This is a genomic window from Solirubrobacter deserti (genome assembly GCF_027587175.1).
GTDB lineage: Bacteria > Actinomycetota > Thermoleophilia > Solirubrobacterales > Solirubrobacteraceae > Solirubrobacter > Solirubrobacter deserti.
Genome location: NZ_JAPCID010000008.1, coordinates 87029 through 107681, shown reverse-complemented (window position 1 = coordinate 107681; position 20653 = coordinate 87029). Strand labels below are relative to the sequence as shown.

Below are 20653 nucleotides of genomic sequence, written 5' to 3'. Positions count from 1 at the left end.
TTTGAAAGTGGCACAAGGAGGTGCCCTGCATGTCCCAATACACGAAGCATCGCTGGCGTAGCCGGCTGACCGTCGCCGTCGTGGCCGCGGTCGCGCCGTTCGCCGTCGGCATCACGGTGGCGAACGCCGCCCCCAGCGCGCAGGCGCGCCTCGCCACGGCCGCGTCCAAGACGCCGAACAAGACGGTCGAGGCGATCGTCCAGTTCAACCCGACCTTCGCCGAGAAGGCCGCGACGAAGCTCGTCAAGGCCCATGGCGGCAAGGTCACCGGCAAGGTCCCGTTCATCCACGGCCTCGTCGTCAAGCTGCCCGCCAAGCAGGCGAAGGTGCTGGCGAAGGACGCCAAGGTCGTCGGCCTCACGCTCAACACGCGTGTGCGCAGCACGGGCCTGAACGCGAACCAGCTCGCCACGAGCTACCCCAAGACCACGCGCGCGGACAAGCTGTGGGCGCGCGGCATCACCGGCGCTGGCATCGGCGTCGGCGTGATCGACACCGGCATCGCGGGTGATCAGCCCGACTTCAAGGACGCCGCGGGCAACACCCGCATCGTCGCCAACGTGATCACCTCGCCGGGCGCCGCGACGCCGGGCGACGGCCTCGGCCACGGCACGCACGTCGCCGGCATCATCGCCGGCGACTCGTCACACCGCCCCGCGAACGACCCGTTCAAGGGCAAGTACGTCGGCATGGCGCCGGGCGCCAACCTGATCGCGATCAAGGCGTCCGACGACGCCGGCAACTCGACCGTGCTCGACGTGATCAACGGCATCGCGTTCGCCGTCGACCACAAGGCGCAGTTCAACCTGCGCGTGCTCAACCTCTCGCTCGCGAGCGACACGCCGCAGTCCTACAAGACCGACCCGCTCGACGCGGCCGTCGAGTACGCGTGGCAGAAGGGCATCGTCGTGGTCGTCGCCTCGGGCAACCGCGGCGCCTCCGCCGACGCCGTCCAGTACGCCCCGGCCAATGACCCGTTCGTGATCTCGGTCGGCGGCATCGACGAGAGCGCCAACCACGGCCGCGGCGCCCGCGCCGACTGGTCCTCCACCGGCGTCACGCAGGACGGCATCACCAAGCCGGAGGTCGTCGCCCCGGGCGCGCACATGGTCTCCGTGCTCTCCCCCAGCAGCGCGTTCGCGGCCCTGTGCCCGAACTGCGCGATCGGCGGCCAGTACTTCAAGGCCGGCGGCACCTCGATGGCCGCTCCGGTGGTCTCCGGCGCGGTCGCCCTGCTTCTGCAGGCCCGCCCGAACCTGACGCCGGACCAGGTCAAGGCGCTGTTGATGGGCACCGACAAGCCCGTCGCCGGCAACAAGACGGGCACGGGCGCGATCGACGTCGAGCGCGCGCTCTACACGCCCACGCAGGCCGTCCCGGCGGTCAACGTCCGCCTGCAGCCGAACACGCTGATCGACTACGCCAATCGTGCGGGCGTCGACATCAGCAAGTGGACCCGCTCCACCTGGAGCGCGGCGCCGAGCGCGCTCAGCGCCTCGTGGGCCCGCTCCACCTGGTCCTGCGGCACCTGCGCCGCGATGGGCGGCGCGATCGACCCGCAGCGGTCCACCTGGAGCCGCAGCACCTGGTCCAGCGCGGGTGAGGACGCCAGCGCCGAGGCCGCGCAGTACGCGCAGCTGCTGGAGGAGGCCGAGCAGACCGGCTCGCTCGAGGCGCCGATCCCGGCCGACGCCGAAGTCCCGGCGGACCAGCCCGAGACGCCCGCCGAGACCTCGGCGCCGGAGGCGGTCCAGTGAGAAACCGCGCCAGCTGGGGCCGCAAGGCCCGACCCTAGACATCCATCGACGACGAGGGCCGGGTGGCGCAAGCCGCCCGGCCCTCGCGCTATCGTCGCGCCGACCATGGCCGACGACGACCGCGTGGTCATCGAGCACCCCAACCGCCGCAAGGCGTCGTCGCAGCTCGCCCGCCTCGTGGTGATCGTGCTCCTGCTCGCGAGCGCGGGCGTCGTGCTCATCGTCTCGCTCGGCGGGTGGGACACGTTCGAGGGCGCGAAGCTCATCCAGGTCGCGTTCATCCCCCTCTACGTCGTGCTCGCGCTGTTCGTCGCGCGCTGGAGCCGCGGCGTGCTGCCGATGACCGCGGCGCTCGCGATCATCCTCGGGATCTTCGCCGCCGTCGCCGCGCCGGCCTGGTTCGACCGCGACAAAGTCGGGTTCACCGACCCCGCCATCTCCTCCGGCGTGCTCGGCCTGTTCTGCGCCCTGCTCGCCGTCCTGCAGGTCGCATTGATCCTGACCGCGATGATCGGGTTCCGCCAGAAGTGGAACGTCGAGGTCGAGCGCCGGCGCGAGGCCGCGGCGGCTTGACGCCGATCCGCGCGTCGCGCGCCGCCTAAGATAAGCGCGCCCGGCCCAGGTGGCGGAATGGCAGACGCGGAGGTCTCAAAAACCTCTCTCCGAAAGGGGGTGCGGGTTCGAGTCCCGCCCTGGGCACTACAGGCGCGCGGCGCTGGCCGCGCGCTCAGCAGTCGAGAACCGCGTCAGCGGTTCGGTGTTGAGTGTCCGTGGACGAAGTCCGCAGACACTCAAAGGGGCAGCTTGCCGCGGCCCTTGCGGCCCGCGGAGCCGGACTTGCCGACTGCCTTGCTGGACGAGTGGAACGGCTTCGCGAGCCAAGTCCCGAGCTTGCCTGGGGCCTTGCTGGCGCCGCGGCCGCCCATCCCGAACGCCTTCTGGGACCCGCGCTGTGGGTGGTGCGACAGCTTCGGGAACAGGAAGGCCAGGATCAGGATGACGACACAGAGTGCGATGACACCGGCGATGAGCATGCCGTTGCCATACCCCGGACCTCGGCGATTCAGGCCAGCCGGGGAGCGAGCGCGTCAACGAGCGTGGACGGGCCCACAACGACACCCGGAGCGGACGGACCGACCGGTTCCAATGGCCTGACTTCCAGTCCGGCGCACTCGCAGATCAAGCCGCCGGCCGCCAAGTCCCACGGGTTCAGGCCGTGCTCGTAGTAGGCGTCCAGGCGCCCGCAGGCGGTCCACGCGAGATCGATGGCGGCGGCGCCGAAGCGCCGGATGTCACGCACGTCGGGCAGCAGCCGCGCGACCACCGCAGCCTGCGCGCGGCGGACCTCGGCGTCGTAGCCGAAGCCGGTGCCGACCAGCGCCGTGGCCATGTCCGCCTTGGTCGAGCCGGTGATCTCGCGCCCGTCCAGCGTGGCCGGGCCGCCACGCGCGGCGGAGAACAGCTCGTCGCGCGACGGGTCGTAGACGACGCCGACGAGCGTGCCGGACGCGTCCTCGGCCGCGATCGAGACGCACCACTGCGGGATGCCGAAGAGGAAGTTGATCGTGCCGTCGAGCGGGTCGACGACCCAGCGGATGCCGCTGGAGCCCTCGACGTCGCCGCCCTCCTCTCCCAGCACGCCGTCCTCGGGCCGCGCCGCGGCGAGCCGCTCGCGGATCAGGTGCTCGGCGGCGTGGTCGGCTTCCGACACCAGGTCAGTCGGCGTTGACTTGGCGGAGATGCGCAGCTCGCGGCTGGACGCGTCGCGCAGGAGCGCACCCGTCTCGCGGGCGATCGACTCGGCCAGCAGCAGCAGCTCGGCGACGTTGCTCATGCGGCCACCATGGGGCGCTCGGCGGGCCATTCCGTGACCTTCTCGATCTGGGCCGCCAGTGAGACGAGCCGTGCTTCGCCATCCGGCGGTGCGACGAGCTGGACGGCGCGCGGGAAGCGGTCGCGCGTGAAGCCCGCGGGCACGCTCACGGCGGGCTGGCCGGTGTGGTTGAACGCGGCGTTGTAGGGCGCCAGGCGTGTCATCGACAGCAGCGTGCGCGCGCCGCCGCGGCCGTCGTACTCGCGCACGCGCGGTGGCCGGCGGGTGAACATCGGCGTGAGCACGACGTCGGCGTGGTCGAAGATGCGGTTCATGCGCTCGGCGTCCGCGGCCGCCTGTGCGGCGGCGGCGCGCGCGGCCTGCGGCGGGATCGCGACGCCGAGCCGCGCCAGCCCGCGCGCGCGGCGCGAGAGCCGGTCGCGGTGGCCGATCTCGACCGCCATGTCGCCGATCCCGCGCACGAAGCGCGTCAGTATCCGGTTCCCCATCGTCAGTCCCCAGTCGAATTCGCGCTCGTGCACGTCGTGGCCGAGCTCACGCAGGACGGCGGCGGCGTAGGCGACCGCTTCGAGCTGCTCGGCGTCGGGCGAGACGCCGATCGGCGGCAGCCCGGTCGAGATCGCAACGCGCAGCCGGCCCGGCTCGGCGGCGGCGGCTTCCGCCAGCGACGGGCCGCCGTCGGCGATCACGTCCATGATCCGGCCCGCGTCCGCGACGGTGCGGGTGAGCGGGCCGAAGACGGCCATGCCCTGATGGGCGTCGGTGTCCGGCGCGGACGGAACGCGGCCCCGCTGCGGCTTGAGGCCGAACAGGTGCGTGCACGCGGCGGGGATGCGGATCGAGCCGGCGCCGTCCGAGCCGAGCGCCGCGCTCGCCAGGCCGGCCGCGACGGCGGTCGCCGAGCCGCCGCTGGAGCCGCCGCTCGTGCGGTGCGGGTCCCACGGGTTGCGAGTGACGCCGAACGTCGGGGACTCGGTGAACGGCGTCGCCATCAGCTCCGGCACGTGCGTCTTGCCGAGGATGACGGCGCCGGCGGCGCGCAGGCGCGCGACGACCTCGGAGTGGACCGGCTGCGGCTGCGGGTCGGCGTCGCAGCCGTAGGCCGTGACCTCGCCGGCGACATGGAGGTCGTCCTTGATCGCGATCGGGACGCCGTTGAGCGGGCCCTCGCCGCCCGCGTCGGCGGCGTCGGCCTGGGCGAGCGCCTGCTCGCGGAACACGACCCGGTACGCGTTGAGCAGCGGGTCCAGCCGCGCGATCCGGTCGAGGAACAACTCCGTGAGCTGCCGCGAGGTGAGCTCGCCGGCGGCGATCAGCTCCGCGTGGCGGGTCGCTCCGGCGAAGGCGAGGTCGGCATCGTCCATGCCGACCGCACCTTATCCGGCCACTTGCAACGCGGTCAGGGCGTACATCTTCGCCGCGTCGACGAGGTCGTCGAGCTCGAAGAACCCGTGGCCCTGGACGTCGGCCTGGCCGCGGCTCGGCCCGAACGTCAGCGACGGGATGCCGTGGCCGTTGAAGATGTTGGTGTCGCGCCACATCGAGACGACCGCGGTCTCCACCCGCGGCGGCGGCGCGCTGCCGCGCACGGCCGCGTGGGCCGAGCGCACGGCGTCTGCCAGCGGGGACACCTCGTCACCGGCCTCGAACCCCGGCTTGAACATGATCAGCTCCACGCGCCCGCCCGTGCCCGTCGCGTCCACGGCCGCCTGCAGCGACGCGGTCAGCTCCGCCACGTCCTCGTCCGGCAGCGTGCGCACGTCCACGTAGAGCGCGCAGTACGGGGACGAGCGGTTGGGCCGCCACGGCAGCCCGCCGCGGATGGCGCCGACCTGCGACTTCGGGCGCACCTCCCCGCACGGCGTGTCCCGCGCGCGACGCGCCTCGGCCTCGATCGCCCACGCCTCGATCGCCTCCACCACGCGCGCGGCCTTGACGATCGCGTTCGGGTGCTCGCCGAGCGTCCCGGGGCGCTGCAGGCGCGGCGTGTACATGTTGCGGCCCGACAGCGTGATCTTGTAGTAGGCGGCGCCGCAGTTGAACCAGCACAGGCCGAAGTCGGTCGTCTCGGCCACGAGCGCGAAGTCCCCGCGCACGCCGTGGCGCACCAGGTAGTCCGAGCCGAAGCCCTTGCCCTCGTACTCGACGCCCTGGTACTCGTCCACGGGCGCGGCGCCGGTCTCCCCCGCCACCGACGTCAGCACCACGTCGCCGCGCAGCGGCGCGCCCGCGTCCCGCAGCGCGCGCGCCGCGATCATGAACAGGCTCATCGGCCCGCGGTCGTTGAGGATGGTGTGGCCGAACAGCCGGTCGCCCTCCCGCCGGCCGCCGACGCGGTTGGGGTCGGGCACGGCCATCAGGCGGTCGTACTCCTCGCCCGAGGCCTCGGTGTCCAGGTGGGCGTTGAACACGAGCGTACGGCCGCCGCCGCTGCCGCGCAGCCGCGCGACGACGTTCGCCCGCGCGGGCGTGATGCCCATCAGGTCCGCGTCCAGGGCCTGCTCGCGGTACCAGTCGACGACCTCCTGGGCGAGGATCCGCTCCGAGCCCCACGGCGAGTACGTGTTGCCGAGCCGCAGCGCGAGCTCGGCCAGGTCCTCGCGGCTGTCCTCGACGCGTGCGAGGACCTCCTCCGTCATGCCCATCGTGCCCTCCTGGGTCGATCGATCCAGACTCCGGTCCAGCCGCGGTGCTCGCCCAGCGTGAGGGCGACCACCGTGGAAGCGAGCAGCGCCGTCCCGAGCAGTTGCGTCCCGCTCGGCACCGTGTCGAATGCGAGGGCGTTGACGATCAGCGCCGTGGCCGGGAACGACAGCTCCGCGAGCGTCGCCGTGGCCGCGGGCGTGTCCTTGAGCCCGCGGTAGTAGAGCAGCAGCGCGAACAGCCCCGGGATCAGCGACAGCGCGACGATCGCGGGGACGTCGCCCGCCCCGGCCCGCACGCCCTCGCCGAGGGCGGCGAACAGCACGAACGCCACCGGCAGCCCGAGCAGGAACCGCAGGCCCGCCAGCTGGGCCGGCGGGACCTTCACGCCGGCGTGGCGGCCGAGCACCGTCCCCAGCGCCCAGAGCAGCGCGGCGCCGGCGCCGAGCGCGGCGGGCAGCAGGCGCTCGACGGTCACGTCGCCCGGGTCCGAGAACGCGACCAGGTAGCTCGCGCCGAGCGCGGCGGCCAGGAACAGGAAGTAGCGCGGCCGCAGCCGCTCGCGCAGCAGCAGGTACGCCGCGCCGGCGGCAAACACGGGCTGCAGCTTCTGGAGCAGCAGCGGCGTCGTCGGGTCTCCGTGCTTGAACGCCTCGGTGAACAGCACGGTGGCCGCGACCGAGGATCCGCCGCCGATCAGCCCCAGCGCCAGCCAGTCACGGCGTGCGAGCGCGCGCAGGTTCGCGCGCCGCGGGAGCACCAGCGCGAGCGCGATCACCGCCAGCAGCAGGTGCTCCCAGAACACGACCTCGACCGTCGGCAGCTCGAGCGCGAGCCCGCGTCGGAACAGCGCGTCCGTGCCCCACAGCGCCGCGCCCGCCGCGACGAACGCGACCCCCTTCACGCCAGGGCCCGCCGGGCGCTGTCGAAGAACTCACCCAGGACCTTCGACGCCTTCTTGCGGATCGAGGCCGCGCCCAGCGACGCCGGCCGACCGGTGACCTCGTAGGAGCCGTGCACGTCGACGGCCGTGCCGCCTTCCTCGTCGCGCAGGACCAGCTCGACGTCGATGATCAGCCGCGAGCCGATCTGCCGGTCCTCGCCGTCGCCGCGCGCACGGATGCGCTCGTTCACCGCCCGCTCGGCGACCTCCACGTCGAGGTCCGCCTTGAGCTTGAACGGCCCCATCCGGTCCTGCAGCAACACTCGGTAGCGGGCGTCGGGTGCCACGACCTCCGCCTCGCCGACGATCGAGATCCACGACAGCACGGTCGGGATGTCGCTGACCGCGGCCCAGACGGCGCCGCGGCCGTCAGGGAAGCGAACGGTCTCCTGGAACTCCTGACGCAACTCGACCTCCGGGCGGCTCGGATATTGGATACGATTGTACCAGCAGCGGGTCGAGGCGGCGGACCGGACGCAGCGCCGGCAGCGTCGCCAGCGTGGCCACCCCGACGAGCGCGAACGCCGCCGACACCGGGACGGCCAGGATCATGGCCCCCATCGCCAGCGGCGCGACCAGCTTCCCGGCGTTGCGCGTCATGCCGCTCACCGCGACCACACCGGCGCGCACGTTCGCCGGCGCGGCTTCGGTGACCAGCGCGTTCTGGACCACCATGAGCGTGCCGTCGGCGAGACCGAACAGCACGGCGACGGCGAGCGCGAGCGGCCAGTTCGGCACCACCGCGAAGCCCAGCAGCGCCGCGCCGACGAAGACCACCGCCACCCGCAGGAGCCGCGACGCGGGCACGCGCGCGAGCAGCCGCACGATCACGAGGTTGACCGCCGCCGCGACGCCGGAGGCGAGGCTCAGCACGAGCGCCGTCTGCCCGACCGACAGCCCACGGCCGTTCACCAGCAGCAGTGGCAGGTAGGCGACGAGCGCGAACTTGCAGACCATCCGCATGAAGCCCGCCGTGAGCACGCCGACGAGGCCGGGCTGCCCGACCGCGCCGCGCAGCTCGCGCGCGTAGCCCTGGCCCATGCGGTCCGAGCGCGTGCCGGCCAGCCACAGCAGGCCGCCGAGCGCCAGCGGGAGCAGCGCGCCCTGCGCGGCCAGCGCCGCGTGCCAGCTGACGGCCGCGAGCGCGGCGCCCACCAGCGGCAGCGCGAACTCCCCGAGCGCCATCCCGACCTGCCGGTGCGACTGCGCGCGCAGCTGAGCCGGCCCGCGCAGGACGTCGCCGATCAGGGTCATGCTCAGCGGCATCAACCCGCCGAAGCCGATCCCCTGCGCAAAGCGCAGCGCCAGCAACGCCCAGTAGTCGTCCAGCCCCGCCTGCGCCGCCCCGGCGAGCGAGTACAGCAACGCCATGGCGACGAACACGCGTCGCCGCCCCCAGCGGTCCGCCGCGTACCCGAGCGGCACGGCGAACAGCACCGCGGGGAGCATGTAGGCCGCCGTGAAGAGCCCCAGCTGGGCGTCGCTCACACCCAGCTCGTGGCCCATCGCGGGCAGCGCGGGCGCGATGCCCTGGGCTCCGTACAGCGTCCCGACGGCGGCGACGATCGCCAGCCACACGGACGCGCGCGGGTGCGTCGCCACGGCGCTAGGCCGGGGTCTTGGCGTCCTTCTCCATCAAGCCGACCAGGTCATCGCAGACCTTCTGCAGGTGGTCCTCGAGCCACGCCACGGCCGACTCGATGTCACCGGCCTTGATGAACTCGATCAAGTGCAGGTGGTCGCGCTCACCGGGGCGGCTGACGTAGTCGACCTTGCGCTCGAGCCAGTACCGGCCGGCCTCGGCGCGCAGGCGCTCGATCAGCCCGACCGTGCGGGCCTGGTGCTCGTTGTCGTAGAGCTCCCGGTAGAACTCGTTGCGGCGGACGAGGAACTCCTCGCCGTCCTGGATCGCGTTGAGCTCGACCGCCAGCTGCTCCAGGTGCGCGAGCTTCTCCGGCGTCATCGCGTCCACGGCCTTGCGCAGCGCGTGCGCCTCGAGCACGGCGCGCAGCTCGTAGATCTCGCGCATCTCGTTCGACGAGAGCTTGTTGACGACGGCGCCGCGGTACGGGTTGAACGTGATCAGCCCGTCCGACTCGAGCTGGAGCAACGCCGAGCGCACGGGGATCCGCGAGACGCCGATGGCCTCGGCGAGCTGGTCCTGGCGCAGGCGCTCGCCCGGCTGGAAGACACCGTTCAGGATCCCTTCGCGCAGGGTCTCGTAGACCATGTCGCCGACCGTGCGGAACTGGCGGCTGTTGCGGCTGACGATGTTGCGGAAGCGCTCGCTGTCGGCGGCGAGCCCGGACTCAGACACGAGCGTCCTCGGTCTGCGCCAGCCGCCAGACCCGCTCGGGCGTCAGCGGCAGCTCGCGCGGGTAGCGGCCGACGATGCGCCCCACCGCGGCCGCGACGGCGGCGCCGACCGGGTTCAGCGTGCCCTCCCCGGCGCCCTTGGCGCCGTAGGGGCCGATGCCGTCTTGTCGCTGGGCGAGAATCTGGTCCAACCGTTCAGGGATGTCACTACAACGAGGCACTCTGTAATCAACCACGTTCGGGTTGGCCAGAGTTTGGCCATCGTAGACAAGCTGCTCGGACAACGCGGCCCCGAGACCCATCGTGGCGGCGCCCAGGTCCTGCCCGTGGACCAGCGCCGGATTGATCGCGAAGCCGACGTCGCCCACCGTCGAGAGCTGCTCCACCCGTACCCGGCCGGTCTCGGCGTCCACCGCCGCGACCACGCCGCTGCAGCCGATCTCCCAGAACGGCGGCATCTTTCGGAACTCGCCGTGCCGGCGCACCGCGCCGACGCCGATGATCTCGCCGCCCGCGCCGAAGAACGCCTTGATGGCGTCGGCGAACTCGGCGCCTTCGCCCGCCAGCTCGGCCACCCGCCGCTTGGCGTCCGCGCACGCCGCCATCAGCGAGCGGCCCACCAGCGCGGTCGTGCGGCTGGCGCCGGTGGTGCGCTCGTAGGGCGTGACGCCCGTGTCGGCGGCGACGATCGCGACCTTCTCCATCGGCAGGCCGAGCTGCTCAGCGAGGATCTGGGACAGCACGGTGCGGCTGCCCTGACCCAGTTCGGTCGCGCCGACGGCGGCGGAAGCCGACCCGTCGGCGTGCAGGCGCACCATCGCGACCGAGGTCGGATGCGCGCCGGCGTCCGAGGCGGAGATGCCGAAGCCGATCCCGCGGCCCTCAGGCGCGTTCGGCCAGCCGAGCGAGGTCGTCAGCAGGTCCAGGTCGGCCGGGAGGTCGGCGTCGATCCCGCGCTTGCCCGGCAGGATCTCCTCCCCGGGCCGGACGACGTTCTTGAGCCGCAGCGCGAGCGCGTCGATCCCGAGCCGGTCGGCGGCGTCGTCCATCTGCAACTCGCCCGCGAGGTTGCCCTGGGGCGCGCCGAACCCGCGCAGCGAGGACGCGGGCACGGTGTTGGTGAAGGCCGAGCGCACGCGCACGCGGACGGCGCCGATGCGGTACGGGCCGAAGCAGCGGTTGGCGAGCTTGGCGCACACGACCGGGCTGTTGTCGGTGTAGGCGCCGGAGTCCATCACCACGTCGAAGTCGCGCGCGAGCAGCGTCCCGTCCGCGGCGAACGCGGAGCGGGCGCGCACGCGCGCGCCGTCGGAGCGCGTCGTGAGGATCGACTCCTCGACGCTGAGCGCGACCCGCACCGGGCGACCGGTGACGTAGGCGCCGAGCGCGGCCAGCGGCTCGACCTTCGTGTACGACTTGCTGCCGTAGCCGCCGCCGACGTACGGCACGACGACGCGCACCCGCGCCAGCGGCAGCGCGAAGATCCGCGCCAGGTCCTCGCGAACCATGTACGGGTGCTGCGCCGTCGAGTACACGACCAGCGAGCCCTCCTCGAAGCTCGCGATGGCGTTGTAGGGCTCCATCGCGTAGCCGTAGAGCATCGGGTAGCGATACTCGCCCTCGAGCACGAGGTCGGCGGCCGCCAACGCCGCGTCCACGTCGCCCCAGCCGAAGTCGGCCGCCGCGCACAGGTTGCCGACGAGCGCCTCGCCGCCCTGGTCGAGGCCTTCGTCCTTGGTGCGCTCGATGCGCTCGGGATGCAGCACCGGCGCCCCTTCGCCGAGCGCCTCGTCGGCGTCCATCACGGCCGGCAGGTCCTCGTAGTCGACTGACACCAGGCGCGCCGCCCGCTCGGCCGCGCGGCGCGTCTCGGCCACGACCAGCGCGACCGGCTCGCCGTGGTAGAGCACACGGTCCACGGCCAGCGCGGGATGGTCGCGCACGACGTGCCCGAAGCGGAGGTCCAGCGGCGCCAGCGACGCGCCGGTGATGACCTCCAGAACGCCGTTCACCGCTTCCGCCTCTCCCGTGTCGACGGAGAGGATGCGTGCGTGCGCGCGATCGGACCGCGCGACCGCGCCGTGCGTCATCCCGGGGACCGTGAGATCGAGCGCGTAGCGCGCGCGACCGGTGACCTTGGCCGGGCCGTCGACGCGCGGGACGCTCTGACCGGCGACCTTCATGCCGCCATCTTCTGAGCCGCGGTCAGCACGGCGTCGACGATCGGCTCGTAGCCCGTGCAGCGGCAGATCGAGCCCTCCAGCCAGTGCGTGACCTCGTCCCGCGTGGGCTGGGGGTTGCTCTCCAGCAGCGCCTTGGCCGTCATCACCATGCCAGGCGTGCAGAAGCCGCACTGCAGCGCCGAGCGCTCCAGGAAGGCCTGTTGCACCGGGTGCAGCTCACCGCCCGCGTCGAGGTGCTCGACCGTCTCGACCGAGCGGCCGTCGAGCTCGACGGCGAGCGTCGTGCACGCGCTCACCGGCAGCCCGTCGAGCTGGACGGTGCACGCGCCGCACACCTCCATCTCGCAGCTCGGCTTGGCGCCCGTGAGCCCGCGGTCGCGCAGCAGGTCCAGCAGCAGCTCCGCATTGTCCACGCGCAGTGTCTGCTCGCGGCCGTTGATCCGGGTCGTGATGGTCGTCGCGCTCATACGTCTCCCAACGCTTGGACCGCGCGCTTGGCCAGCACGCCGGTCAGGTGCCGCTTGTAGTCCTCGCTGCCCGAGAGGTCGTCCACGGGCTCGACGGCTTCCGCGGCCGCTTCCGCCAGCGCCGCGAACGCGCCCTCGTCGTCCAGTGCCGCGCCGTCGAGCATCTCGGCACCCACGCGCACCGGGCGCTCGTCGACGGCGCCCACGACCACGGTCGGCGCGCCGTCGAACACGCCGCCGACCAGGTTCCCGACCGCCGCCACGCCCACCGCCGGACGCTCGAGCACCTGGAACTTGCGGTACACGGCGCCGGGCGCGCCCACCGGGACGACGATCGCCTCGATCAGCTCGTCCTCGCCCAGCTCGGTCTCGTAGGCACCGACCAGGAAGTCCTCGAGCGCGAGCTCGCGCGAGCCCTCGCCGCCGACGAGCACGACCCGCGCGCCGAGCGCCACCAGCAGCGCCGGCGGGTCGGCGTGCGGCTCGGCGAAGGCGAGGTTGCCGGCCAGCGTGCCCGCGGCGCGCACGCGGACGTTGGCCACGGCGCGCTCGAGCGCGGCGAGCCCGGGCAACTCGCGCACCACGTCCGGGTGCGTCTCCAGCTCGCGATGGGTGACCGCCGCGCCGATGCGCAGCTCCCCGCCGGCGCACGTCACGCCGCGCAGCCCCGCGATGCGCTTGAGGTCGATCAGGTGCTCGTAGTCGAGCACGCCCAGCTTCATGGCCAGCAGCAGCTCGGTGCCGCCGGCGTATAGGGCGGCGGCTTCCCCCAGCTCGGCGCGCAGGGCGACCGCCTCCCCCACGGTGGCGGGGCGGTGGAGCTCAAAGTCAGACGGCAACATCATCGGATTGGATTTTGGATACTATCGGCCCGACTGGCGGTAGAGCAAGGAGGGCACGGAACCGTGTCGGCACCTACAGCAGCAGCTGAGATCACGACGGACAGCCTTCTCCCGTGGGACGACACGGGCCGCCCGTGGATCGGTGGACGCTTCACCGAAGCCGCCGGACCCACTGTGGATGACCACGCCCCCGCCACCGGCGAGCGGCTCGCGCGCGTGCAGCTCGCCGCGGCCGAGGACGTGGACGCGGCGGTCGCGGCCGCACGCGCCGCGCAGCCGGCCTGGGCGGCGCTCTCGATCCGCGAGCGCGCCGAGCGCATGGAGGCGCTCGCCGACCGCATCCTCGCCACCGTGGACCGCATCGGCCGGCTCGACAGCCGCGACACCGGCAGCCCGCTCACGCCGATGACCAACGGCGCGCGCAAGGGCGCGCTCTACCTCAAGCAGATCGCGGGCGCCGCGCTCGAGCTGCAGGGCCGCACCATCCCCGCGAGCGCCCGCGGCTGGCACGTGACCCGGCGCGAGCCGTGGGGCGTGATCGGCGCGATCACGGCCTACAACCACCCGACGTTGTACTCGTGCCAGAAGAGCGGCCCGGCGCTGATCGCGGGCAACACGATCGTGATCAAGCCGTCCGAGCAGGCGCCGCTGTCCACGCTGCTGTTCGCGTCGCTCACCGAGGACCTGCTGCCGCCGGGCGTGCTCAACGTAGTGCCCGGACACGCCGAGGCGGGCGCCGCACTGGTCGCGCACCGCGACGTCACGCGCGTGTCCTTCACGGGCTCGGTCGCCACCGGCCTGCAGATCCAGCGCACGATCGCCGACAGCGGCCGGATCAAGAGCCTGCAGCTCGAGCTCGGCGGCAAGAACCCGATCGTCGTGTTCGCCGACGCCGACCCGGCCGAGGCCGCCGACGCGACCGTGCGCGGCATGAACTTCATGCGCGTCCAGGGCCAGAGCTGCGGCTCCACCTCCCGCTTGATCGTGCACCGCGAGCTGCGCGACGCGGTGACGGAGGAGATCCTCACGCGCGTGGACAAGATCCGGATCGGCCTGCCCGAGGCCGAGGGCACGCAGATGGGCTCGCTCATCTCGCCCGTGCACCGTGACCGCGTGCTCGGCTTCGTGGAGGCGGGCAAGGCCGACGGCGGGGAGCTGCTCGCGGGCGGCGGCGCCCCGGCCGATCCCGCCCTGGCCGGCGGCGCGTTCGTCTCCCCCACCGTGTTCGCCGGCGTCCAGCTCGGCCACACGCTCGCGCAGGAGGAGGTCTTCGGCCCGGTGCTGTCGATCATGACCTTCACCGAGGACGCCGACGCGATCGAGCTCGCCAACGCCACCGAGTACGGGCTCACCGCCAGCGTCTGGACGCGTGACATCGACCGCGCCCTGCGCGCCGCGGACGCGATCGAGGCCGGCTACGTGTGGGTCAACGACGTCGAGACGCGTTACACGGGCGTGCCGTTCGGCGGCTTCAAGCAGTCCGGGATCGGCAGCGAGCAGAGCCTGCTCGACGACCTCGAGCAGTGCACGCGCACGAAAGCTGTGAACATCGCCGTGCGATGAGCTCATTCGCCACCGCCGGGGAGGTCGCCGAGGCGGCCCGCGCCGCCTTGCCGCCGGAAGTCTGGGACTACGTGTCGGGCGGCGGCGGGACCGAGGTCACCCTGCGCCGCAACCGCGCGGCGCTGGACGCGCTGCTGTTCCGCCCGCGGGTGTTGCGGGACGTGTCCGCGCGCCGGACGGACACGACGTTCCTCGGCCTCCCGATCGCCTTGCCCGTGCTCCTGGCGCCGATCGGGACGATCGGGCTCTTCGACGCCGGCGGCGCCGCGACGTGCGCGCGCGCCGCGGCCCGCGCGGGCACGGGGGCGTTCGTCGGCATCCTGTCGGTCCCGTCGCTGGAGGAGGTGGCCGCGGCCGCGCCGGACGCGCCGCTGATCTTCCAGCACTACGTCCGGGGCGACCGCGAGTGGACGTTGGAGCTGTTCAAGCGCGCCGAGGCCGCCGGCTATCGCGCGCTCTGCATCACGGTCGACAGCGCCGTGGACGGCATCCGCGAGCGCGACCTGCGCAACCGCTTCGACCGCTCGAAGGCGCAGGACCGGCCGAACCTCGGCACCGCCTACGCCCGCCGCGAGCTGCAGGCCACGCTGACCTGGAGTGAGATCGCGTGGCTGGCCGAGCAGACCGAGCTGCCGTTGATGATCAAGGGCGTCACGCACCCCGACGACGCCAAGCTCGCGATCGAGTCCGGCGCCGCGGCCGTGGTCGTCTCCAACCACGGCGGGCGCCAGCTGGACCCGCAGCCCGGCGCGCTGGAGGTGCTGCCCGACGTGGTCGCGGCCGCCGGCGGGCGCCTCGAGGTCGCGGTGGACGGCGGCTTCGAGCGCGGCGGCGACGTCGTGAAGGCGCTGGCGCTCGGCGCGCGCGCCGTGCTGATCGGCAAGGCGATGTGCTTCTCGTTGGCCGCGGGCGGTGAGGCGGCGCTGGTCGAGACGCTGACGCGCCTGCGCACGGAGGTCGAGCGCACGTTCGCGCTGCTCGGCGTCACCGCCCCGGACGACGTCAGGCCCGAGCACGTCAGGCCCGCCCCGTGGCCGACGCCGCCGCACGCCGGCTGAAGACCACGTTGCGCGTCTGGCCCGCGCCGGACGGATAGCCGCCGTGGAAGAGGCCGATCACGTCGCCGGACGCGAACACGCCCGGCAGCGGCGCGCCGTCCTCCCCGAGCACGCGGGCACCGTCGTCCACCGCGAGGCCGCCGAGCGTGAACGTCACGCCGCCGGTGACCGCGTACGCGCGGAACGGCGGCTCACGCAGCGGGACGGCCCAGTGGCTCTTGGGCGGGTCGAGCCCGATCGTCGCGCGGCCGTCGGGCCGCGTGGGATCGAACGGGCCGTCCGGGCACGCGGCGTTGAACGCGCGCACCGTCTCCTCCAACCCGTCGATCCCGAGCCCGGCGACCGTATCCGCGCGCCGCGGCGTGGCGAAGTCGTACGCGTAGCGCTTGAGCAGCCGCGTGCCCGCCGCGTCGAACACCTGCCACGCGCCCCCGCGCTCGAGCACGAGCCGGCCGACCACGGCGTAGGTGTCCGCGAGGAGGCCCGAGCCCTCGTCGAAGAAGCGCCGGCCGGCCGCGTCGACCGTGATCCCGTACGGGTACGAGTACCGGTTCATGCGGTTGCCGCCCTCGGCGGGCGGTGAGGCGGCGTCGACGGGCGTGATCACCGCCTCGCCCCAGCCCCCCGCGCGCGCGGCGCCGTCCTCGATCAGCGCCTCGAGCAGCTCGCCCGTGTCGTGCCGCGAGCCGCGGACGACCCCGCCCGCGGTCCCCAGGTGGCGCCGGCGCCGCGCGGCGTCGGCCTGGAAGCCGCCGCTGCACACGATCACGGCGTCCGCGCGCATGAACACGCCCCCCACGAGCACGCCTTCGTCGACCACGACGCGCTCGACCGGCGCGTCCACCCACACGTCCACGTCGTGCGCCGCCGCGATCCGCTCCCACGCCGCCACCAGCCCGTCCGCGGCCAGCACCAGCCCCGGCTCGAAGCGCCCGTGCAGCGAGCGGTTGAACGTGAACCTCACGCCCAGCTCGCGCAGCCACTCCAGCGCGGCGTACGAGTCGCCCGCGAGCGCGTCGCGCAGCGCGGGCGGCACGCCGAAGCGGTCCAGGTCCGCCGCGTAGTCGGCGACCGAGTAGCCCGGCAGCTCGTAGCCCGCGAGGTCCGCCACGAACGGCGCGATCGCGTCCGGCCCGTCGTAGGCCGCGCGGAAGCCGGTGTGCGAGAACGCCGCGTTACCGCCCACCGCGCCGCTCTTCTCCAGCACGCAGACGTGCGCGCCGGCGCGCGCCGCGGCCACCGCGGCGGCGAAGCCGGCGCTGCCCGCGCCGACCACGATCACCTCACAGGCTGACCGTGACCGCGTCACCGTCGACCTCGACCCTGGCCGGCCGCAGCCGGCGGGAGCGGTTCCACAGCGCCTCCCCGGTCTCGAGGTCGTACTCCCAGCCGTGCCACGGGCACGCGATCACCTGCGAGCCCTCGACGAAGAACTCACGTGCCTCGCCACGCTCGTCGAGCACGGCGTCCAGGTGCGGGTGCAGCGTGCCGCGCGAGCACACCGGCCCGCTCTGATGCAGGCAGCGGTCCACGTAGGCGACGTAGCGCTCGCCCAGGTTGAAGACGGTCACCGGCGTGCCGTCGAGGTCGACGGTCACCCGCTCCCCCTCACCGATGGCGCGGATCGTGACCATCAGCGGCCCTCGAACCGGAAGAACCGCAGCGCGTTGCCGCCCAGCACCTTGGCCTTCTCCTCGTCGGAGAGGAACGGCAGGTCCGTGATCACGCTGGGCATGTCGAAGTCCCAGTGCGGATAGTCGGTCGAGAACGTCAGCGTGTTCGGCCCGTCGATCATCTTGAAGATGTCGGCCAGGTAGTCCACGCGCGGCGGCTCCTCGATCGGCTGCGTGCCGTAGAAGAAGTCGAGCATGTACTCGCTCGGCAGGCGCTTGAGCAGCGGCGCCTCCGCCCGGCGCTTGCGAAACTCCGCGTCGAGCCGGAACATCAGCATCGGGATGTAGAAGATCCCGGCCTCCTGGAAGGCGAAGCGGACCCGCGGGAAGCGCTCGGGAATCCCCTGGACGATCATCGAGACGATCGTGGCCATGTTGAACAGCACGAACCCCAGCGTGTGGGTCTCGATGAACCGCTGGAAGCCCTTGATGACGAAGTCGTCGATGCCGCTGCCGGCGGAGTGGTAGACGATCGGCAGCTCGACGTCCTGCGCGGCCCGGTAGATCGGGTCGTAGAACGTGTCCCCCAGCGGCGGCTCGGCGCCCGCCGTGACCAGGCATACGGCCGAGAAGCCCGGGTGGGCGGCGTGGGCGTGGATGATCTCCGCCGCCCGCCGCGGGTCCTGCACGGGCGCGATGATCATCGAGTAGATCCCCGCCTTGGGGTCCATCACGCGGTCTTCCATGTAGCGCGCATAGCCCTCGGCCAGGCCGACCGCCACGTCCTTCTGGGAGGTGGTCGAGAGCGCGAGCATGCGGTTCGGCAGCTGGACCGAGATGTCCACCCCGAGGAACTTCATGATCTCGGGGATCTCCTCGGGCGGGGTCGGCTCCTGCGGGTAGTGGATGTCCGGGCGGACGATGCGGCCGGCGACCCCGCGGTCACCGGTGGAGCCGGGCAGCAGCCGCCCGGACGCCGTGCGCGAGATCCGCGTCTTCAGCGGCTCGGGCAGGTAGGAGGCGAGGACCTTGTGGTCCTCGAGGTAGTGCGCGTCGACGTCGACGATCATGCGAGGTCCCCGAGCGTGCGCCAGCGCACGAGGCGGCGCTCCAGCCAGAGCGCGGCGGCGTACAGCACGTAGCCGAGCAGCAGCGTCCACAGGATGCCGGCCAGCAGCTGGTCGGTGAGCAGGCGCGCCTGGGCGTCCAGGATGTACGCGCCGAGGTCGGCCGCGATCAGCAGCAGCTCGGCGGTGATCGCGCCGCGGATGCCGCGCGCGACGCCCGTGGAGATGCCCGACGCGATGTGCGCCATGGCCGAGGGAAGGATGACGGCGCGCCACAGCTCGCGGCCTTTGAGCCCGAACGCGCGCCCGGTCTCCAGCAGGTCGCGCGGCACGTCGCGCACGCCGGTGGAGGTGGTGATCACGATCACCAGCAGCACGTAGGTGATGACGATGAACACGCGCCCGCGGAAATCGAGGCCGGTGTAGACGCCGATGACGGGGATGAGCATCGTGACGGGCATCGCGTAGGCGGCGTCGATCAGCGGGTCCAGCGTGTTGCGCGCCCACGGGAACAGGGCGACCGCGAACCCGAGGATCAGGCCGAAGACGATCGAGATCACGAGGCCGACCGAGAGCGTGGCCAGCGTGCCGGCCGTCGCGCCCAGGATCTCCCCCTCGGTGATGCCTTCCCACAGTGCCGGGAAGACCTCGGTCGGCGGCGGCGTGGCGAAGTGGATCGGGTCGCTGCCGTACCACTGCCAGAGGGCGAGGAAGGCGACCAGCGACGCGATGCGCAGCAGCAGCGCGTTGCGGCGTTGCGCGGACATGGTCATGCCGCGCGCACCTCCTTCGCCCACGGCATCAGGCGCTTCTCCAGCACCCGGATCAGGTAGGAGGAGAACGCCGCGAGCGCCGTGATCAGCAGCACCATGGCGAAGAACTTGGGCAGGTCGCGGTTCTGGCCCATGTTCTTGAGGATCCCGCCCGTGCCCACGCCGACCCACAGCTCGGCGAGCACCATGCCCGTGTAGGCGTTGGCCACGGCGAGCCGCAGGCCGATGACGATGTACGGCAGCGACGAGGGCAGCACCACCGCCGTGAAGCGCCGCGTGGGCGAGACGCAGAACGCCTCGGCCGTGCGCATCAGCTGGCGCGGGACGGCGCGCGCGCCGGCCGCGGTGTTGACGATCACGAAGAAGACCGAGAACAGGAACACGACGGCGACCTGGAAGCGGAAGCCGACGCCGAACAGGATGATCAGCAGCGGCAGCAGCGCCGCCAGCGAGGTCACGAACAGGCCGCGAACGTACATGCCGATGACCTGGTCGACGACGAACGAGCGACCCATCGCGACGCCGATCGGGATGCCGACCGCGGCGGCCAGCGCGAACCCGACGAGGAGGTGCTCGAGCGAGGTCAGCACGGTCGGGATCCGGCCCTCTTCGACGATCTGGCCGAAGCCGGAGACGATGTCCTCCAGCGACGCCAGGTAGAAGTCGCCCAGGATGATCGCCAGCAGCTCGTAGAGCGCGAGCAGCGCGCCCCACACGATCGCGCGCTGCACCCACTTGTTGTCGGTCCAGCGCTCGCGTGGCTTGGCCTGCGTGGAGGCCGCCTCGGCGACCGCGGTCACGGCGAGACCTCCTCCAGCAGCGCCTCCTGCTGGCCGGAACGCAGCAGCTTCCAGATCTCGCCCTTGAGCTGGGCGAACTCGGGCGCCGCGCGCCACTGCTCGCGCCGCGGCCGGGCGGCGTCCACCGCGATGTCGGCGATGATCCGGCCGGGCCGCGCCGACATGACGATCACGCGGTCGGCGAGGAACAGCGCCTCCTCGATGTCGTGCGTGATGAACACGACCGTCTTGGCGTTGGCCTCCCAGATGCGCTCGAGCTCCTCCTGGAGCAGCACGCGCGTCTGCGCGTCGAGCGCGCCGAACGGCTCGTCCATGAGAAGGATCGCCGGGTCGATGGCGAGCGCCCGCGCGAGGCCGACGCGCTGCTGCATGCCGCCCGACAGCTGCGCGGGGTAGTAGCTGGCGAAGTCGGACAGGCCGACCTTGTCCAGCCACCGCTCCGCGCGCGAGCGGGCCTCGGCCTTGGACAGCTTCTGCGCCTCCAGGCCGAGCTCGACGTTGCGGATGACGGTCCGCCACGGCATCAGGTTGTGATGCTGGAAGACCATCCCGCGGTCCAGGCTCGGGGCGGTGACGCGCTCGCCCCGCACGCGGATCTCACCCGCGTCCGGCTGCTGGAGTCCGTGGATCAGGCGCAGCAGCGTCGACTTGCCGCACCCGCTCGGGCCGCAGATCGCGACGAAGCTCCCCTCGGCGACGCCGAACGAGATGCCTTCCAGGACGCACAGCTCCTCGGTGTGCTTGCGGCGCTCGAGGACGAACGTGCGTCCAACGGAGTCCAGCTCGAGGAACAT

21 protein-coding genes and 1 tRNA gene are annotated in these 20653 nt (G+C 72.7%); 5 read left to right on the top strand and 17 right to left on the bottom strand.

Annotated elements, in window-relative coordinates; all coding sequences use genetic code 11:
* Window positions 1-29 precede the first annotated feature (29 nt).
* The 3 genes from OJ962_RS07020 to OJ962_RS07010 all read left to right on the top strand — a co-directional run bounded on the left by OJ962_RS07020 (window position 30) and on the right by OJ962_RS07010 (window position 2456).
* Window positions 30-1757: a S8 family peptidase gene (locus OJ962_RS07020; protein ID WP_202957093.1), complete on the top strand. Its 1728-nt coding sequence runs from the start codon at window positions 30-32 to the stop codon at window positions 1755-1757.
* A 105-nt stretch (window positions 1758-1862) separates the two neighbouring features.
* Window positions 1863-2330 (top strand): hypothetical protein, encoded by a 468-nt coding sequence (locus OJ962_RS07015; RefSeq protein WP_202957094.1) that lies wholly within the window; start codon window positions 1863-1865, stop codon window positions 2328-2330.
* A 43-nt stretch (window positions 2331-2373) separates the two neighbouring features.
* Window positions 2374-2456 (top strand) — tRNA-Leu (locus OJ962_RS07010).
* A 92-nt stretch (window positions 2457-2548) separates the two neighbouring features.
* On the opposite strand, the gene OJ962_RS07005 is transcribed toward OJ962_RS07010, so the two are convergent.
* The 11 genes from OJ962_RS07005 to OJ962_RS06955 are packed head-to-tail and all read right to left on the bottom strand — an operon-like array spanning window position 2549 to window position 12988.
* Entirely contained in the window at window positions 2549-2791 is a 243-nt protein-coding gene (locus tag OJ962_RS07005; protein WP_202957095.1) for a DUF6411 family protein, read from the bottom strand.
* 29 nt (window positions 2792-2820) lie between these two features.
* Window positions 2821-3591: an inositol monophosphatase family protein gene (locus OJ962_RS07000; RefSeq protein ID WP_202957096.1), complete on the bottom strand. Its 771-nt coding sequence runs from the start codon at window positions 3589-3591 to the stop codon at window positions 2821-2823.
* Window positions 3588-4955 carry an amidase family protein gene (locus OJ962_RS06995; protein WP_202957097.1) on the bottom strand — a complete coding sequence of 456 codons (1368 nt, stop codon included), beginning with the start codon at window positions 4953-4955 and terminating at the stop codon, window positions 3588-3590. The genes OJ962_RS07000 and OJ962_RS06995 overlap by 4 nt, the downstream gene beginning before the upstream one ends.
* Window positions 4956-4967: 12 nt before the next feature.
* Window positions 4968-6230, bottom strand: coding sequence for a M20 family metallopeptidase (locus tag OJ962_RS06990; protein ID WP_202957098.1), 1263 nt, complete (start codon window positions 6228-6230; stop codon window positions 4968-4970).
* A complete protein-coding gene (locus OJ962_RS06985) occupies window positions 6227-7138 on the bottom strand; it encodes a DMT family transporter (protein ID WP_202957099.1) in 912 nt (303 codons plus the stop codon). The genes OJ962_RS06990 and OJ962_RS06985 overlap by 4 nt, the downstream gene beginning before the upstream one ends.
* Window positions 7135-7584 (bottom strand): CoxG family protein, encoded by a 450-nt coding sequence (locus tag OJ962_RS06980; protein ID WP_202957100.1) that lies wholly within the window; start codon window positions 7582-7584, stop codon window positions 7135-7137. The genes OJ962_RS06985 and OJ962_RS06980 overlap by 4 nt, the downstream gene beginning before the upstream one ends.
* Window positions 7547-8779 (bottom strand): MFS transporter, encoded by a 1233-nt coding sequence (locus tag OJ962_RS06975; protein ID WP_202957101.1) that lies wholly within the window; start codon window positions 8777-8779, stop codon window positions 7547-7549. Before OJ962_RS06975 ends, OJ962_RS06980 begins: the two co-directional genes overlap by 38 nt.
* A gap of 4 nt (window positions 8780-8783) precedes the next feature.
* A complete protein-coding gene (locus OJ962_RS06970) occupies window positions 8784-9494 on the bottom strand; it encodes a GntR family transcriptional regulator (RefSeq protein ID WP_270006256.1) in 711 nt (236 codons plus the stop codon).
* The gene (locus OJ962_RS06965) at window positions 9487-11676 is read right to left on the bottom strand and encodes a xanthine dehydrogenase family protein molybdopterin-binding subunit (protein WP_202957102.1); all 2190 of its coding nucleotides are present in this window, start codon (window positions 11674-11676) and stop codon (window positions 9487-9489) included. Before OJ962_RS06965 ends, OJ962_RS06970 begins: the two co-directional genes overlap by 8 nt.
* Window positions 11673-12143 carry a (2Fe-2S)-binding protein gene (locus tag OJ962_RS06960; protein ID WP_202957103.1) on the bottom strand — a complete coding sequence of 157 codons (471 nt, stop codon included), beginning with the start codon at window positions 12141-12143 and terminating at the stop codon, window positions 11673-11675. Before OJ962_RS06960 ends, OJ962_RS06965 begins: the two co-directional genes overlap by 4 nt.
* Window positions 12140-12988 carry an FAD binding domain-containing protein gene (locus OJ962_RS06955; protein WP_270006255.1) on the bottom strand — a complete coding sequence of 283 codons (849 nt, stop codon included), beginning with the start codon at window positions 12986-12988 and terminating at the stop codon, window positions 12140-12142. Before OJ962_RS06955 ends, OJ962_RS06960 begins: the two co-directional genes overlap by 4 nt.
* Between OJ962_RS06955 and OJ962_RS06950 the strand changes: the two genes are divergently transcribed.
* Both OJ962_RS06950 and OJ962_RS06945 read left to right on the top strand, forming a co-directional pair.
* On the top strand, window positions 12959-14548 hold the full coding sequence (locus tag OJ962_RS06950; protein WP_322101328.1) for an aldehyde dehydrogenase family protein: 1590 nt from the start codon (window positions 12959-12961) through the stop codon (window positions 14546-14548). The two genes, OJ962_RS06955 and OJ962_RS06950, sit on opposite strands and share 30 nt — an antisense overlap.
* Entirely contained in the window at window positions 14545-15606 is a 1062-nt protein-coding gene (locus tag OJ962_RS06945) for an alpha-hydroxy acid oxidase (RefSeq protein WP_202957106.1), read from the top strand. Before OJ962_RS06950 ends, OJ962_RS06945 begins: the two co-directional genes overlap by 4 nt.
* Here OJ962_RS06945 and OJ962_RS06940 read toward each other — a convergent pair.
* From OJ962_RS06940 to OJ962_RS06915, 6 genes are read right to left on the bottom strand one after another with little or no spacing between them, the layout of a single operon-like run.
* Entirely contained in the window at window positions 15566-16888 is a 1323-nt protein-coding gene (locus tag OJ962_RS06940; protein WP_202957107.1) for an FAD-dependent oxidoreductase, read from the bottom strand. The two genes, OJ962_RS06945 and OJ962_RS06940, sit on opposite strands and share 41 nt — an antisense overlap.
* 1 nt (window position 16889) lies before the next feature.
* Entirely contained in the window at window positions 16890-17240 is a 351-nt protein-coding gene (locus tag OJ962_RS06935) for a Rieske (2Fe-2S) protein (RefSeq protein ID WP_202957108.1), read from the bottom strand.
* Complete coding sequence (locus OJ962_RS06930) at window positions 17240-18289, bottom strand: amidohydrolase family protein (RefSeq protein WP_202957109.1); 1050 nt, start codon at window positions 18287-18289, stop codon at window positions 17240-17242. Before OJ962_RS06930 ends, OJ962_RS06935 begins: the two co-directional genes overlap by 1 nt.
* Window positions 18286-19059 carry an ABC transporter permease gene (locus OJ962_RS06925; RefSeq protein ID WP_270006254.1) on the bottom strand — a complete coding sequence of 258 codons (774 nt, stop codon included), beginning with the start codon at window positions 19057-19059 and terminating at the stop codon, window positions 18286-18288. The genes OJ962_RS06930 and OJ962_RS06925 overlap by 4 nt, the downstream gene beginning before the upstream one ends.
* Entirely contained in the window at window positions 19056-19859 is an 804-nt protein-coding gene (locus OJ962_RS06920) for an ABC transporter permease (RefSeq protein WP_202957111.1), read from the bottom strand. Before OJ962_RS06920 ends, OJ962_RS06925 begins: the two co-directional genes overlap by 4 nt.
* On the bottom strand, window positions 19856-20653 hold the full coding sequence (locus tag OJ962_RS06915) for an ABC transporter ATP-binding protein (RefSeq protein WP_202957112.1): 798 nt from the start codon (window positions 20651-20653) through the stop codon (window positions 19856-19858). Before OJ962_RS06915 ends, OJ962_RS06920 begins: the two co-directional genes overlap by 4 nt.

What these genes read in the sequence shown, in the direction of transcription:
- OJ962_RS07020 (WP_202957093.1), top strand. Translation starts at nt 30, where the DNA reads ATGTCCCAATACACGAAGCATCGCTGGCGTAGCCGGCTGACCGTCGCC.
- OJ962_RS06930 (WP_202957109.1), bottom strand. Translation starts at nt 18,289, where the DNA reads ATGATCGTCGACGTCGACGCGCACTACCTCGAGGACCACAAGGTCCTC.
- OJ962_RS06955 (WP_270006255.1), bottom strand. Translation starts at nt 12,988, where the DNA reads ATGATGTTGCCGTCTGACTTTGAGCTCCACCGCCCCGCCACCGTGGGG.
- OJ962_RS06925 (WP_270006254.1), bottom strand. Translation starts at nt 19,059, where the DNA reads ATGACCATGTCCGCGCAACGCCGCAACGCGCTGCTGCTGCGCATCGCG.
- OJ962_RS06990 (WP_202957098.1), bottom strand. Translation starts at nt 6,230, where the DNA reads ATGACGGAGGAGGTCCTCGCACGCGTCGAGGACAGCCGCGAGGACCTG.
- OJ962_RS06995 (WP_202957097.1), bottom strand. Translation starts at nt 4,955, where the DNA reads ATGGACGATGCCGACCTCGCCTTCGCCGGAGCGACCCGCCACGCGGAG.
- OJ962_RS06945 (WP_202957106.1), top strand. Translation starts at nt 14,545, where the DNA reads ATGAGCTCATTCGCCACCGCCGGGGAGGTCGCCGAGGCGGCCCGCGCC.
- OJ962_RS06960 (WP_202957103.1), bottom strand. Translation starts at nt 12,143, where the DNA reads ATGAGCGCGACGACCATCACGACCCGGATCAACGGCCGCGAGCAGACA.
- OJ962_RS06915 (WP_202957112.1), bottom strand. Translation starts at nt 20,653, where the DNA reads ATGTTCCTCGAGCTGGACTCCGTTGGACGCACGTTCGTCCTCGAGCGC.
- OJ962_RS06965 (WP_202957102.1), bottom strand. Translation starts at nt 11,676, where the DNA reads ATGAAGGTCGCCGGTCAGAGCGTCCCGCGCGTCGACGGCCCGGCCAAG.
- OJ962_RS06935 (WP_202957108.1), bottom strand. Translation starts at nt 17,240, where the DNA reads ATGGTCACGATCCGCGCCATCGGTGAGGGGGAGCGGGTGACCGTCGAC.
- OJ962_RS07000 (WP_202957096.1), bottom strand. Translation starts at nt 3,591, where the DNA reads ATGAGCAACGTCGCCGAGCTGCTGCTGCTGGCCGAGTCGATCGCCCGC.
- OJ962_RS07015 (WP_202957094.1), top strand. Translation starts at nt 1,863, where the DNA reads ATGGCCGACGACGACCGCGTGGTCATCGAGCACCCCAACCGCCGCAAG.
- OJ962_RS07005 (WP_202957095.1), bottom strand. Translation starts at nt 2,791, where the DNA reads ATGCTCATCGCCGGTGTCATCGCACTCTGTGTCGTCATCCTGATCCTG.